Below are 15199 nucleotides of genomic sequence, written 5' to 3'. Positions count from 1 at the left end.
GGGGCGCCCGTCTGTCGTACAGGATGGACCGCCGGCGGGAAGCCGACTACTTGTTGTGGATCTGGATGTTACCGCCGCCGAGGAGCGTGGTCGGGTCGCTCGTGTCGGGAGCATTGAGCATGTTGTCGTACACGAGCCCGCCTGACGAGCTGGTGATCTTGATGCGGAACTTGTCGGCACCGCCGCCACCCGCGACGCTCCCGTCGATGGCTGTGAGGAGGAAGTCGTAGCTGCCGGTGCCATTGATGGTCCCGCTCCCCTTGAACTGGGCGCGGGCGCCGGACACCACGAGCCATTGATAGCTCGTGCTCGTGAAGCTCAGGTTACCGGCCTGGAACTGGAACTGTGTGCTTCCCGACGGCGTGGACTTCCCCTTCTGGTACTTGGAGACGAAGCCGAAGCTGGCGCGTCCCGCGAGGAGCGGATCGACGGTGTAGGCGCCGGCTGGGGAGTTGATCCATCCGCCGCCGGTCACGAAGCCGGCGCTGGGGTCGTACCAGACCGCGAGGACGCACGACCAGGCGCCGACGTTGCCGAACACGTCGGTGCCGCGGACGCAGATCTCATCGACGTCGGAGGCGAGGTCGGCCGGAACGGAGAACGAGACCGACTGGGTGACCGCCGACGTGACGAAGTTGGCACTCGATTGCGAGACGCCGTCGCGCGACCATTCCCACGAGAGCAGCGGTGCGTTGCCGGTGGTGAGGTCGCTGATGGTGGCGCTCACGGCGATGGCGGTGTTGATGGGCGCCGGCGCCGGGGCATTGGTCGTGGTGATGGGTCCCTCCGTGTCGATGGCGCAACTGCCGTCGAGGTCCGACGTCAGCAGCCACGGGGCGGTGGTGAGACTCCCCGAGATCCTGGCGGCGGCCGGCCCGGTTGCGAGGCCGTACCAGTTGCAGGTGGCGTCGGTGAGCGCGGCGCCGACGTTGCGCACGTCGTGGTCGGCGTTGTTGGTGATGCTGTTGCGGTTGATGACGGCGCTGGAGGGTGTGGCGTCGCCGCGGTCGAAGAACGGGGTGCTCTGAACGTCTGCGGTGTTGCCGCTCTGGATCTGGATGCCGACGTCGTTGTCGGCGACGATGTTCCGGGTGACCGTGTGGTTGGTCCCCTCGACGACGATGCCGAAGCCGTCGCCCGTGGAGCCGGCCGGCTTGCGATGATATCCGGTCACGGTGTTGCCGGAGACGACGACGCCGTGCGGCTGCGGCGCGTTCAACGCGGGATCGACACTGCGGCGGAAGACGGCGATGCCGGCATGGTCACGCGCGTCGGTGGCGGCGATGGTGCGGGTCACCACGTTGTCGCTGACGACGATGCTCCCGGGTCCGCTCGTGGCGCCGGTGCCATTGGGGATCTTGATCTCGATGCCATAGCGCCCGTTGTTGGTGACGGTGTTGTTGCTGACGACGTTCGTGCCGGGCCCCTGCGGTCCCAGGACGCCGATCCCCGAGTCCTTGTTGCCGGCGACCGTATTGCCGGTGATGGTGACGCCGGTGACGCTGCCGTCGCCCAGGTCGATCCCGACGAGCCCGTTGTTGCTGAAGGTCCCGTCGGTGATGCTGACGTTCTGCTTGACGCCGTTGATGAGCCAGAGGCCTCGCCCGTCCTTGCCGCCGGCGGCGTTGTTGTTCGAGGCGTTGACGCGGGTGAAGGCCATGTTGGAGATGCCGAAGGCCTGCACCCAGATGCCGTGGGTGGCGTTGCCAGTGGCTGCGACGTCCTGCACGATGATGTTGCTCAGCGGGCCGGACGGCATCTGGATGCCGTAGTTGAAGCCTTGCACGCCGAGATCACGGATGGTGACGCCGTTCAGGCCCGCGGCGAGCGAGAGGCCGGTGCCTGCGCCACCGGTCCCCTGCATGATCGTCGCCCCGATCCCTGCTCCCTTGAGCGTGAGCGGGACAGTGATGGTCGCGCTCTCCGGATACGTGCCGGCCTTGGCCAGCACGACGTCGCCGCTGTCGGCAGCGGCAAGGGCCACTTCGCCGGCGATCGTCGTGCCGATGCGGCGGACGTTGCTGAGCGTGTACGAACCGCTGGTGTACGAGAATGGACGTGGGACGAAGGGTAGCTCGGTCAGGAGATCAACGGTCCCCTTGTCGTACGTATTGTCGTCCCAGAACGACTTCCAGTCGAACTCGGGCTCGTGGACGGTTCCACGCGCGCGAATGTACTGCTCGGCGCCGCCGGAGAACGAGTTGCCGGTCACGATGGCGCCGCCGACCGGCTTGGTGAACCATGGCACCCCGCCAGCCCCGTTGAAGCTGATCGCGGGCCAGAGGCTGTCACCGAGGACGAAGGTGTTCCCCGTGATCTTGCGCCCGCTCACCGCCCCGGTCTGCCCGGCGCCGCTGGAGATGGCGATCTGGGTGGCGTCGGCGAAGTTGTTGTCGAGGATGTGGTAGCTGGCGACCGCCGTGGCAGGGGGGTCGAACTCGCTGATGTACACAGCGCCCCCTCCGGGAACAGCGGTCGACGAGTATTGCAGCGTGAAGTTGTCGGCCACGACCTCGATGGTCTTGTTGTCGCTCGGCGTGTTCGGGCCGAAGGCGAGTCCCTGTATGGTGGTGTTGGCCGCCTCGACGAAGACGCCGCTGTAGCCGAACGAGTTCGTGGCGTTCGTGTTTACGGTCGCCTGCACCGAGTTGGCGCTGGTGATGGGCGCGTCGGCCGTGGTGACGCCCATCAGCGTGATTCCCGGCTTGGACGAGGGGAAGAAGAGGCCGAACTGGTAACCGCCTGCCGGGGCGCCCAGGCTGGTCGTCATGCTGCCCGGCGCCACCTCGTTGTAGATGCCGGGGAGGACGCGCACGGTGCCGTCGGCGCTCACCTGGTTGATGGCGGCCTGGATGGTCTTCTTGGCATCGGTGGCGCTGGCGCCGCCATTGAGGTTGCTTCCGTTGGCGGCATCCACGTAGCAGGTGCTCGTGCAGGCCGGCAGGTTCTCCTCGAAGTTGACCGTGGCGACGGAGCCGTCGGTGAGGCGGATGCGAAGGCCGTCCAGCTGGCCGGTGAAGCCGGCCGCCCAACCGGTCGCGGTCTGGAGGCTGAACGACAGCAACTGTTGCGTGGCCATCGGCGCGCCGCCGCCGTCGGGACCTGTCAGTGTGTTGCCGGCCACGAAGGCCGGCCAGTGCGGTGCCGAGTACGATCCGAAGTTGGCTCCCGTTGCACCGGCCGTGGACTCGAAGAAGCGCAGCACGTTGCTCAGTCCCCCGGTCGTCCACTCATTCCACGTGTTGGCCGGATCGCTGATGCTGGCCGAGAAATACGGCTCCGATCCGATGCGCGCCCCGTACCAGTTGCTGGTATCGGCCTGTCCGGCGTACTTCTTGGTGTAGATCGCGATGTACCAGTCGGCCGCGTTCGCCGCGTGTGTCGTCCCCTTCTTCGTCCAGTAGCTCATGCTGGTGATCTCGCCCAGCGTGATGTCGCGGCCGAAGAGGAGCTGCGGCGTGAAGTAGATGTCGGTCTTGCCCGTTCCGTCGGATGCGAAGCTTCCGTCGGCGAATCCCGTCGGGGCATCGCCCGCGGCGCCGAGGACGTTATTGGTCGCGATCGTCGGCGATCCCGGCCGCACGACCAGGTTCGTCGTCGTCGCCACAGTCAGCGTCGGCGCCATCGCGGCATCCAGCACTCCTTGCCGCGGCTTGGGGCTCGTCAATGGCTCGGCGCACGCGCCGAGAGACAGGACGCCCGCCACCCACATCAGTGATCGCCGAATCCGCATGCCTCCACCTCCCTGGAAGTTGAACCCCCAACCGCACCGCGACCGCGCCGCTTCCATTCCCCTGACGCGAGGGCCTTGCGGGCCCCGCCCGGCAATCCGGGCGAGCATTGTCGCCGCCGGTCACATGATCGCCTGCGTGTGATGCAGCGCACATACGAGGCGAGTCGACAATACTGAGGGGACCTACTGACAACCGCTAGGGCAAACTCGGAATCGCCGGGCAGCAGATGGAAAAAACACGAGAGGCGGCAATATCTGCCGCCCCTCTCCGGCGAACCCTACACGGCCAGTGCAGGGTCGGACTACAGCCGGTCCGCCCCTGCGATCAGCCGCATGAAGAACCCCACCGAGGCCGCGAAATCGGTGGCGCTGATCCGCTCGTTGACCCCGTGCACGCGCGACCGGTCGCCCTCCCCCAGCGGGATCGGGAGGAAGCGGAAGACGCGCCGGCTGTGCGGGCCCCAGTACTTGGCGTCGGTGCCGCCCATCACGACGTAGGGGATGACCGGGACCTGCTCCCCGGGTGCCATCGACTGGATGGTGGCGGCAATCAGCTTGTAGGCGGGATCGTTGGTGTCCGAGACGGGCGACGGGTCGACGCCGACGCTGTCGAGGAGCGACACGTGCACCTGCGGGTCGCTCACCACCTGCGTCACGCGGGCAATCGTCGAGTTGATCGTCTCGCCGGGCCGGATGCGGAAATTGATGACGGCGGTCGCCTCCGGGGGGAGGACGTTGTCCTTGATCCCGGCCGAGAGCATGGTCGGGGCGGTCGTGGTGTGGAGGAGGGCGGCCCCCATGGGGTTGGAGGCGAGGATGCGCTCGACCAGGGGGCGGGTGATCCAGAGATTCCCGGTGACGACGCGCTGGGCGAAGGGCTGGTAGGGGGCCATCGCCTCGATCATCCGGGCGGTGGGGCCATCGAGCGCGGTGGGGAAGGGGTCGTCCTCGAGTCGCACGATGGCCCGGCCGAGCGCCCCGACGGCGGTGCGCGGCGTGGGCATCGAGGAGTGCCCACCCTCCGCTGCTGCCGTCAGCCGCAAGCTGACGTACCCCTTCTCGGCGATGCCGACGATCGCACTGCGCTGCGAGAGGCCGGGGAGGATCCCCTTCCCCATGAAGCCGCCTTCGTCGAGGACGAGGGCGGGCTCGACGCCACGCGCGACGAGCTGCTCGACGATGGCGCGCGCCCCGTATCGCCCGCCCACCTCTTCATCGTGCCCGAAGGTCAGGTAGATGGTCCGCCTGGGCTTGTGACCGCTCCGCAGGAGCCCCTCGACCCCCTCGAGCACGGCCATGACGGTCGACTTGTCGTCGAGCGTGCCCCGTCCCCAGACGTAGCCATCGGCCATGTCGCCCGAGAAGGGGGCGTGCTCCCAATCCTCGAGGTTGGCCTCGGGGACCGGGACGACGTCGAAGTGTCCCATCAGCACCACGGGGGCGAGCGACGAGTCGCTCCCGGGCCAGGTGTAGAGGAGGCTGAGCCCGGCGACGAGCTCGCGCCTGAGGTTGGCGTGCACGAGCGGGAAGGTGGCCTTCAGGTATTCGTGCAATCCCAGGAAGGCTGCGGTGTCGATGGGAGCGCCCGACGCGAGCGACACGGTCCGGAAGCGGACCGCTCCCGCCAGGTGCATGGCGGCCGCCGCCGGGTCGACGGCCGGAAGGGGAGAGGCGTTGCCCAATGGAGCCGCGGCCGGCGGCGCCATGCGGAGCGCGCGCGCGCCCATGATGCCGGCCAGGACCACGACCACGAGAGCCAGGAGGGAGAGGACGCGCTTCATGCGAGCGATGGCGGCGGTGAGGGGACGTGTGATCGGGGGAATGTGAGCCGCGAGCCCCCATCCGCCAGAGGGCGCGCATGTCGGGCGCGGGATCCGGTAGGCGGACTCGGTGATTTCGGCGGCATTGACGGGGCGCGTGTGGGCGCCGAGCGTAGTGGCCACCACGGCCCTTCCGCCGACCCATGCTCCCGCCCAGGAGTCCCACGTGAGAATTGTGCTGGCGCGCCTCGGTGCCTTGATCGGCGCCCTCCTCGTCGCGGTCGCGGCCTTCGTGATGCTCGCCCGATTCCCGCTGGGCTTCTGGCCACTCGCCGCGCTGGCGCTGGCGGCGTTCATGCTCGCGGGGTATGCCCTGCTGTCGTGGGTCGGGCGCACGGTTTCGGCGCCTCGTGCGAGCACGCTGCGGTGGCTGCTGGGAGGGACGGCGGTGTACGCCATCGCCGCGCAGCTCCTGGTAGGGCGCGCGCCGCAGCGCACCCTCGTGGCCCCCGAACCAACGGGCGAGACGCAGTACTGGACGCTCGCCAACGGCTCGCGCATCGCCTACGAGGTGTCGCGCGCGAAGGGGGTGGCGCGTCCGGTGCCCGTCGTGGTGCTGCACGACGGGCCCGGGATGCCGGCGCTCCCCTTCTACCACGCCTTGGGGAAGCGTCCGCTGGACTTCCTCGGCGACGACGGGTACGACGTGTACTACTACGACCAGCTGGGGGCCGGGCTGTCGGGACGGCTCGACCTGACGCGCGAGGCGCCGTATACCGTGGCGCGCCACGTCGAGGATCTCGAGGCGATCCGCGGCACGCTCAACGTCCCGCGGATGATCCTGGCCGGGACGGGGTGGGGGGCGACGCTCGCCACAAACTATCTGCTGCAGCATCCGGATCGTGTGGAGAAGCTCATCCTCGAGTCGCCCGGGGCGCTGTGGGCCCCGGCGTGGCCCGAGCTGATCAACCCGGCCGCGCGCGCCAGGATGACGGACGTGCAGGCGTCGGCGCTGGCGGCGCTGCAGCGACCGCCGGTGCGCCTGGTGATCGGGCGCATGATGGCCGACTTCAGCCCGCGCTCGGCGCACACGTTTATCGCCGACTGGGAGGCTGACCAGTGGTGGACGCGCACCACCGAGGAGGCGATAAGGCTGGGGCAGCCGAACTACACATGCTACAGCGACCCGGGGCACGGGATCCCCCATCCCGCGGGGCTTGGCTTCTTCGTCAACAGTTACACGCTGGCCGACGCCGTCACCCACCCGGACCCGCGTCCCGCGCTGGGAAAGGTCACCACCGAGGCGCTGATCATCCGGGGGACGTGCGACTATACCGACTGGCCCGTGTCCGCCGAATACCTGAAGGTCCTGCCGGGGGCGCGCTACGTCGCCATCCCTGCCGCCGGGCACTTCATCTGGCTCGAGCAACCGGGGATGTACGCCGACGTCATCCGCGCGTACCTGCGCGGCGAATCGATTCCGCTCGAAGTCTACGATCCTACTCATCGCCGCGCGGCCGGCGACTCGGCGCGTTAGGCGGGCCGTACCCTTGGCTCCCCTCACGCCACGCGCCATCTTTCCCCGGAGACAATCTCCGAGGAACATCGCAATGCTTCGCCCATTACTCGCCCTGGTGGCACTCGCCGTGGTGGCCCCCGCCCTGGTGCTCCCCGCCCCGGCCGCGGCGCAGGGGAAGGTGTACAAGTCCGCCGAGCACGACTATCGCGTCGTCACCGTCGTCGACGGGCTGGTCAATCCCTGGTCGGTCGCCTTCCTCCCGGGGGGCGACATGCTGGTCACCGAGCGCCCCGGGCGCCTGCGCATCGTCCGGAACGGGAGGCTCCTCGATACGCCGGTGGCGGGGGTGCCGGAGGTCGCGGCTCGCGGGCAGGGCGGACTGCTCGACGTCGTGCCCCACCCGGGCTTCGCGAGCAACCGGCTGGTCTACCTGACGTACTCGAAGCCGGCCGGGGACAGCGGCCTGACGACGACGGCCATTGCCCGGGGGCGTCTCGAGAACGATCGCCTAACGGGGGTGGCCGACATCTTCGTCGCGAAGACACGCGGGACGATCGGCCATTTCGGCTCTCGCCTGGCCTTCGACCGTCAGGGGTACCTGTTCGTGACGGTCGGCGACCGCATGGTGCCGCCGGCGGGGAACCTGGAGGCGCACCCTGCCCAGGACCTCTCCAACCATCACGGCAAGACGTTGCGCCTGCACGACGACGGACGCGTGCCCAGCGACAACCCGTTCGTGGGGCGCGAGGGGGCATTGCCCGAGATCTGGAGCTACGGGCATCGCAACATGCAGGGGCTCGTGGTGCACCCCGAGACGGGCGACGTGTGGGAGACGGAACATGGCCCGCAGGGCGGGGACGAACTGAACCTGATCAAGAAGGGGGCCAACTACGGGTGGCCGGTCATCGGGTTTGGCGTGAACTACCGCACCGGCGCCGCCATCCATGCCGGCACGGCGCGTGAGGGGATGGAGCAGCCGGTGCAGGTCTGGGTACCGTCGATCGGGGTGTCCGGGCTGATGTACTACACCGGCGACAAGTTCCCCGGATGGAGGGGGAACCTCTTCGCCGGCGGGCTGTCGGGTGAACGGGTGACTCGCTTTACGCTGGCCGGACAGAAGGCAGAGATGGCCGAACAGCTGGTGCGCGGGATCGGCCGCGTGCGCGACGTGCGCCAAGGGCCCGACGGCTACATCTACCTGGCGATCGAGGACCGCGAGGGGAAGCCGACCCCGATCGTTCGGCTCGAGCCGGTGGCGCGTCGGTGACGTTCGCCCGCTGAGTGGGGGCAGGAGGCGACGGCGCCAGGTGCGCCGGACGCTCCTGTCCCCCTCGCCGTTCCGCCAGTCGCGAGATGGCGGCTAGTGCGCCAGCCCGAGGAGGCGGACGCGAGTCTCACGCCAGGTTTGCACGAGCGTCCAGTGGTCGTGCAACACGTGCCAGGCGAACCACGCCAGGGAGTAGCCCGCAGCCATCAGTAGCGCGAAGTACCCGGCGAGGATGGCGAGCAGTACGATCTGGAGCAGGACAGTCATCAGGGCGTCCATGGCTCACCTCCTGCTGGCGCGAAGCCAGCTGTGCGCGGCGCCTCCTGGGGTGCTGCCCACGGTAGGGAGGGTGCTGATGGACGCTGTCGGGGAGCCCCGGAAATGCGTCAGGGAAATGGCGCGCCGGGAGGGGGGAGCGACTGGTGCGGCGAGCTCGGCCAGGCGAGGGGGATCGAGCGCGTGCTGCGCCCGGGGTGGGTGCGCCCTATCGCTCGCCGAGCGCCTGCCGATCCACTTCGGCCTGTCGCTGCATCGCCAGGCGCCAGTCGATGTCGGGGGCGACGTCCGGATCCGCCAGCTGCAACGACGCCAGGGCGCGTTCCACGACCGGGGCTCCCAACGCCTCCGGGAGCGAGCGGCCGAACTCGAGCTCGGCGCGTCGGCAGAGCCGCTCCTCGCGCGCCCGGTCGCGCCCCTCGCGCTGCACGCCCATCCGGTCCACCCGCGCGTGCATGCCCTCGTGGATGATCGACGACGCCACGGTGGCGGCGGTGATGTCGCGGCGGTTGAGGAAGGTGAGTTCCGTCATGCAGGCGCGCTGGTCGGGCAGGTAGGCGCCGCGGCAGGGATAGCGCACGACCCAGAAGTGGCGCAGGTCGCGGCGCAGGTGGCGAAGCCGCCAGGGCTGGTGGCGCTCGATGAGGCCCAGCGCCTCGTCGAGGCGAGCGACGACGTCGGCGGTGACGATGTCGGGACGGCTGTTCTCGACCACGACCTCGAAGCCGCGAACGAGGTAGAACTCCGGGACCGGGGGAGGCGCGGCCATGTGTCGACTCCGTTGCGGGGCTGTCCCATTATACCGGCGGACGGCGTCAAGGGTTATGTCGCGTGCCCCCTTGCGTCGCGCGAGTCCCACCCCAAGATTGCGCGGACCATGAGCACCGCCTCCTCGCGCACCCAGTGGTTCGGCTTTACGTGGTATTACGGCTTCCGGGCCTCCGGGGGGCGTCGATCACGCGCGTGAGCATGCGGTAGCGGTTCAGCATACCAGCGTCGATCCAGCGGCCCCCGAAGACTCGGGGGCCTTTTTTGTTGCCCGTCACACCCACACCGTCCCGAGGATCCCATGCCCGACACCCCGCTCGTTGCCAGGTCGCACGCTCGCGGCCATGCCTCCACCGTAGTTGCCGTAGGGGGAGGGCGATCCGATGCGCGCGACGTCAGCATCGGCAATGGATCCTTCGTGGTGGCGGCGGGTCCGTGCTCGGTGGAGGGGATGCCGATGCTTGCCGAGGTGGCCACGGCCGTGGCGGCCAGCGGAGCTCGCCTGCTGCGCGGGGGCGCCTTCAAGCCGCGCACGTCGCCGTACGCCTTCCAGGGGCTCGGGACCGAGGCGCTGGAAATGCTCGCCGAGGTGCGCGCCACGACCGGACTCCCCGTGGTGACCGAGGTACTGGACGTTCGCCACGTGGAACTCGTCGCCCGACACGCCGACGTGCTGCAGGTCGGCGCCCGCAACATGTACAACGTGCCGCTCCTGAACGCGGTGGGTGACAGTGGGCTCCCCGTGCTGCTCAAGCGCTCGTTCGCCGCCACGGTCCACGAACTGGTGTCGGCGGCGGAATACATCGCCGTCCGGGGGAACACGCAGGTCATCCTGTGCGAGCGCGGAATCCGCACGTTCGAGCCGTCGACGCGCAACACGCTCGACGTGGCCGCCATCCCGGTGCTCAAGAAGGAGACGCATCTCCCGGTCTTCGTCGACCCGAGCCATGCGGCCGGGCGCGCGGAGTTCGTCGCACCGATCGCGTACGCGGCCATGGCGGCGGGGGCGGACGGCCTGATCGTGGAGGTCCATCCGAGTCCGGCGACGGCGAAGTCCGACGGCGACCAGTCGCTCACGCCCGGCGCCTTCGACGACATGATGCGGATGCTCATGGCGCTTGGAGAGACGATGCAGCGTTCGGTGGTGCCGCTGGGCGGAGAGGCGCGCGTGCTCTCGCTCGACGCGGCACCGCGTCGGACGTGCACGGCGCGTGCGGCGAGCGCCGGATGACGGTGGCACCGGGAGGGAACGGACCGGAGCGACTGCCCGAGCGACTGCCCGAGCGACTGGCCGAGCGACTGGCCGAGCGACTCGCCGAGCGACTCGAGGGCGATGGCGAGCCCCCGGTCCTGGTGGCCTTCCAGGGGGAGCGCGGCGCCTATGGGCACCTCGCCCTCGAGCGAGTGTGGGGCGCGCGATCCGAGGTGGTCCCGTGCCGGAGCTTCGACGACGTGGTGTTGGCGGTGGAGTCGGGGCGTGCGGAGTACGCCGTTCTCCCGCTCCGCAACGAGATCATCGGCGAGATCGCCGGGGTGGGGGCGCTGATCGCGGCGGCGGGATTGCAGGTGGTGGGCGAGATTCGGCAGCCCGTGCAGCACTGCTTGCTGGCCCCCGCGGGGAGCGTGCTCGGTGAGGTTGCCGCGGTCTTCTCGCACCCGGCGGCGCTCGCCCAGTGCCGGGGCTTCCTTGCGCGGCATCGCGCCATGGCGCCGCGCGAGGCGTACGACACGGCCGGCGCGGCGCGGGACGTGGCGGCGCGCGGCGACCGTCGCGAGGCGGCGATCGCCGCCGAAGGGTGCGCGGAACGTTACGGATTGCAGCTGCTGGCGCGCGGCATCGGCGACCGCGACGACAACGCGACCATCTTTGCCGTGGTGCAATCCCGCGGGCGGCGTCCCGGTGCGCCCCCGGCTACGGGCGGGCCGCGCCCCCTCCGCCGTTCGCCGGGAGCGGGATGACGCGGAGGCGCGGCGTCAGGCCGCGATGCCCACGCGTCGCAGGTGCTGCTGCTCGAGCGCCTCGGCCCGCTTGGCCTCGTCGAAGGCGCCCTCGCTGCGAGCGATGACGAGCGTCGCCACGCCATTGCCGATGAGGTTCACGATCGCCCGCGCCTCGGACATGAAGCGGTCGACACCGAGGAGGAGGGCGAGCCCCTCGAGCGGGACGACGCGCATGGCGGCGAGCGTCGAGGCAAGGACGATGAAGCCGCTCCCGGTCACCCCCGCTGCCCCCTTGGAGGTCAGCATCAGGATCAGGAGGATGCCGATCTGTTGTCCGACCGAGAGGTCGACGCGGAACACCTGGGCGATGAAGATGAGCGCCATCGAGAGGTAGATGGACGTCCCATCGAGGTTGAACGAGTACCCGGTGGGGATCACCAGTCGCACGACGGACTTGCTGCAGCCGTATCGCTCCAGCTTCTCCAGCATGCCGGGGAGGGCGGCCTCGCTCGAGCTGGTCCCCAGCACGAGGAGGATCTCCTCGCGGATGTACGTCAGGAACTCCCAGAGCGAGAAGCCGGAGAGGCGGCAGATGACGTTGAGGACGACGAAGACGAAGAGGAACATCGTCAGGTACACGTCGAGCATGAGGCGCCCCAGCGGGAGGAGCGTCCTGAGCCCGAACGAACCGACGGTGAACGCCATGGCCCCAAAGGCGCCCAGCGGGGCCACGTGCATGATGATCGCGACGAGCTTGAAGAAGACCTGGGCCAGTCGCTCGCAGCCGTCGGTGATGTTCCGCCCGATCTCGCCGGACATCGTCAGCGCGATGCCGAAGAGGACGGCGAAGAAGACGACCTGGAGGATCTCGCCCTTGGCGAAGGCGTCGACGACGCTCGACGGGACGATGTGGACGAGGTAGTCGACGAACTTCATCTCCTGCCCTGCCTGCGCATACCGCGAGATGTCGCCCTTGGCCATGGACGAGGCGTCGAGGCCGGCCCCCGGCTTGGTGACGTTGACGATCACGAGCCCGATGGCCAGGGCGAAGGTCGTGACGACCTCGAAGTAGAGGAACGCCTTCCCCCCCACGCGGCCGACGTGCTTCAGGTCACCAATCGTGGCAATGCCGGCGACGATGGTGAGGAAGATGATCGGCGCGATCACCATCCGGACCAGGTTCACGAAGGTATCGCCGAGGGGCTTCAGCGCCTTGCCGAATTCGGGCCACACGATGCCGACGACGACACCGAGGGCGACGGCGGTGAGGACGCGGACGGTGAGGTTGTCGAGGAGGCGGCGCACCAGGGACGGACGGAGGGTGGACGCGAGGGGCGGAGGAACCGATCGCGCGCGGGGGGCAGGAGGGTACACCCCGGGTGGAGCCGGCGCCAGCACATTGGAAGTGACTCAGAATCGGCCGGGCCGTCTATATGGGGACGGCTCGCCCCGTCCGAACCTCGGCCAGGGCGGAGCCACCCACATGCGACAGCTTCCACCCATGCCGAATCCGCACGAGGACAGCGATCGGTCGTTCGACGCAGACACTGCCACCCTTCTCGGGCGGCAGTTCGCCGATGCGGAATTGCGGGTGAACGGCGTGCGCATCGCCGTAATGGGGGTCCTGGCGATCGCCGCGACCGTGTACGCCCCTCACCTGTCACGGCCGCTGGCCCTGACCAACTTCGTCGTCCTCGCCCCCATGCTGGCGTGGGCGATCGGACAGCACCTGTTCGCGCATCGCACGGGCCGGGCGGGCGGACGGCTCTTCCTCGCGAACATCGTCCTCGACATCACGGCGACGACGCTGCTCCTCCTCGGCTACGGCGTGTTTGGCGACCCGAACCTGGCGGTCAAGTCGCCGATCTTCAGCATCTACTTCGTCGTCCTGGCGACGCGCCCATTCACCGGGTCGCCACGCCGGGCCGCCTTCGCCGCCAGCCTGGCCACGGCGCAATACGCGGGACTGGTGACGTTCCTGCTCCTCACCGGGCGCCTGCCGCTGCTCTCCGACCCCATGGTATCGGGGATGCAGGCGGGGACGACGCTCCTCGACGAGGGGTCCAAGGTCATGATGCTCATCGTCGCCGGCGTCGTCTCGACGTACGCGACGGGGTGGATCGAGGCCACGCTGGTGAAGGGGATCTCCGCCAGGCGCAACGCGGATGCCCGCTTCCGCTCGGTGTTCGAGCAGACCGGGGTCGGCGTGGCGCTCCTGAGCGAGTCGTCGACGATCATCGAGGCCAACGAGGCCCTCGCGACGTTCCTCGGCACCACCGCCGAGCGACTGGCGGGTGAACAGCTGCACGGCTTCGCGGCCGGCGAAGACAGCGACGCCGTGGGGGCGATGGCGCGCGAGGTGGTGTCGGGCGAGCGGGGCTCGGTGTCGGGTGAGCAGCGGTACGTGCGCGGCGACAGCGGGCCGGTGTGGGGGAGCCTCACGCTCACGCGCGCCCCCGCCGAGAGCGGGGCGCGCCTGATCGCGGTGCTGCAGGACGTCACCCAGCGCAAGTCGCTGGAGAAGGAGCTCCTGAAGCAGGCGTTCTACGACCAGCTGACGGGGCTCGCGAACCGTTCGCTCTTCCGCGACCGCGTGCAGCATGCCCTGGCACGTGCGTCCCGCGAGCACGATCTCGTCGCGGTCATGTTCCTGGACCTCGACAACTTCAAGGGAACGAACGACACCCTCGGGCACGCGGCCGGCGACGACCTGCTGTCGATCGTCGCCACGCGCCTGCTGAACGCGACGCGTGGGTGCGACACCGTGGCGCGGCTCGGCGGCGACGAGTTCGCCGTCCTCCTCGAGAACGTCCGGACCGACGACGACGCGACGATCGTGGCCGGGCGCATCGAGCAGGCGTTGAGCACGCCGGTGCCGCTCTCGTCGGGGGTGACGGTTCGAGTGAGCGCGAGCATCGGGATCGCGCGTGCCGCCGCCGGCGATGGCGTGGAGGAACTGCTGCGCAACGCCGACGTGGCGATGTATGCCGCGAAGAGTGCGGCCTGCGGGGGGCATGTCTTCTTCGATCCCTCGATGCACGCGGCGCTCGTGGACCGCGTGACGCTGGAGGGGGACCTGCGCCGCGCCCTCGACAACAACGAGTTCTGGGTCGCGTACCAGCCGATCGTCTCGCTCGACTCGCACGAGGTGCTCGGGATCGAGGCGCTGCTTCGCTGGTCGCACCCCACCAAGGGGAACATTCCGCCCGCGGATTTCATCGGACTCGCCGAGGAGACGGGGCTGATCATCCCCATCGGCCGCTGGGTGCTGCGGCAGGCGTGCCAGCGCACCGCGCAGTGGAACGGGCGGCGCACGGACGGGCAGCGCTTCTCGGTCACGGTGAACATCTCGGTGCGGCAGCTGGAATCGCCGACGCTCGTCACCGACGTGCAGGCGGCGCTGACCGAGAGCGGGCTGGCGCCGGAAACGCTCGTCCTCGAGATCACCGAGAACGCGCTGATGCAGCGTGCGGAGCTCACCATCGAGCGCCTGCACGAGATCAAGGCGCTCGGCGTGCGCCTGGCGATCGACGACTTCGGGACCGGCTACTCGTCGTTGTCGTACCTGCAGCAGTTCCCGGTGGACATCCTCAAGATCGACCGCAGCTTCACCGATGGACTGATGGGGAGCGGCCAGGATGATGCGCTGGCGCGCACGATCATCGCGTTGGGCGACCTGCTGACGCTGCGCACGATTGCCGAGGGGGTGGAGCACGCGCGGCAGCATGCGCGGCTGCGCGACCTCGGGTGCGACTACGGCCAGGGGTACCTGTTCAGCCAGCCGCTGGCGCCGAGCGACATGGACCGGCTGCTGGAGAAGGGGGTGCTCGAGGTGCCGGGGGAGGAGATGATCGTGTTGAGCCTGGCGGGGGCCCCCCCCGCGAAATAGATGCGCGCGTGCGCGCGCGGGTGCCGCACCGTTTTCACGCGCGCCT

General features: G+C 69.3%; 10 protein-coding genes. 5 read left to right on the top strand and 5 right to left on the bottom strand.

The genetic code is table 11. The features are described 5' to 3' along the window. Positions 1 to 46: 46 nt before the first annotated feature. Complete coding sequence (locus ABS52_08705; GenBank protein ODT03536.1) at positions 47 to 3712, bottom strand: hypothetical protein; 3666 nt, start codon at positions 3710 to 3712, stop codon at positions 47 to 49. Positions 3713 to 4035: 323 nt separating this feature from the next. After that, the gene (locus ABS52_08700) at positions 4036 to 5514 is read right to left on the bottom strand and encodes a hypothetical protein (protein ODT03535.1); all 1479 of its coding nucleotides are present in this window, start codon (positions 5512 to 5514) and stop codon (positions 4036 to 4038) included. 214 nt (positions 5515 to 5728) lie between these two features. Here ABS52_08700 and ABS52_08695 point away from each other — a divergent pair, with 214 nt between their 5' ends. Together ABS52_08695 and ABS52_08690 are read left to right on the top strand one after the other, a co-directional pair. Then, positions 5729 to 7030 carry a hypothetical protein gene (locus ABS52_08695; protein ID ODT03534.1) on the top strand — a complete coding sequence of 434 codons (1302 nt, stop codon included), beginning with the start codon at positions 5729 to 5731 and terminating at the stop codon, positions 7028 to 7030. Positions 7031 to 7103: 73 nt separating this feature from the next. Further along, complete coding sequence (locus tag ABS52_08690; protein ID ODT03533.1) at positions 7104 to 8279, top strand: hypothetical protein; 1176 nt, start codon at positions 7104 to 7106, stop codon at positions 8277 to 8279. A 93-nt stretch (positions 8280 to 8372) separates the two neighbouring features. Here the strand turns inward: ABS52_08690 and ABS52_08685 are convergent, their stop codons facing one another. Continuing rightward, complete coding sequence (locus tag ABS52_08685) at positions 8373 to 8558, bottom strand: hypothetical protein (protein ID ODT03532.1); 186 nt, start codon at positions 8556 to 8558, stop codon at positions 8373 to 8375. A 205-nt stretch (positions 8559 to 8763) separates the two neighbouring features. After that, on the bottom strand, positions 8764 to 9324 hold the full coding sequence (locus ABS52_08680) for a hypothetical protein (GenBank protein ID ODT03531.1): 561 nt from the start codon (positions 9322 to 9324) through the stop codon (positions 8764 to 8766). 441 nt (positions 9325 to 9765) lie between these two features. Here ABS52_08680 and ABS52_08675 point away from each other — a divergent pair, with 441 nt between their 5' ends. Both ABS52_08675 and ABS52_08670 read left to right on the top strand, forming a co-directional pair. Beyond that, positions 9766 to 10554 carry a 3-deoxy-7-phosphoheptulonate synthase gene (locus ABS52_08675; protein ID ODT03530.1) on the top strand — a complete coding sequence of 263 codons (789 nt, stop codon included), beginning with the start codon at positions 9766 to 9768 and terminating at the stop codon, positions 10552 to 10554. Beyond that, entirely contained in the window at positions 10524 to 11282 is a 759-nt protein-coding gene (locus ABS52_08670) for a hypothetical protein (protein ID ODT03529.1), read from the top strand. The genes ABS52_08675 and ABS52_08670 overlap by 31 nt, the downstream gene beginning before the upstream one ends. A 15-nt stretch (positions 11283 to 11297) precedes the next feature. On the opposite strand, the gene ABS52_08665 is transcribed toward ABS52_08670, so the two are convergent. Continuing rightward, positions 11298 to 12569 (bottom strand): glutamate/aspartate:proton symporter GltP, encoded by a 1272-nt coding sequence (locus tag ABS52_08665; GenBank protein ID ODT03528.1) that lies wholly within the window; start codon positions 12567 to 12569, stop codon positions 11298 to 11300. 196 nt (positions 12570 to 12765) lie between these two features. Here ABS52_08665 and ABS52_08660 point away from each other — a divergent pair, with 196 nt between their 5' ends. After that, positions 12766 to 15153, top strand: coding sequence for a hypothetical protein (locus ABS52_08660; GenBank protein ID ODT03527.1), 2388 nt, complete (start codon positions 12766 to 12768; stop codon positions 15151 to 15153). Positions 15154 to 15199 lie beyond the last annotated feature (46 nt).

Source organism: Gemmatimonadetes bacterium SCN 70-22 (assembly GCA_001724275.1).
Lineage (GTDB): Bacteria > Gemmatimonadota > Gemmatimonadetes > Gemmatimonadales > Gemmatimonadaceae > SCN-70-22.
Note: the sequence above shows the minus strand (reverse complement) of the source record. Positions and strands in the feature narration are given on the sequence as shown.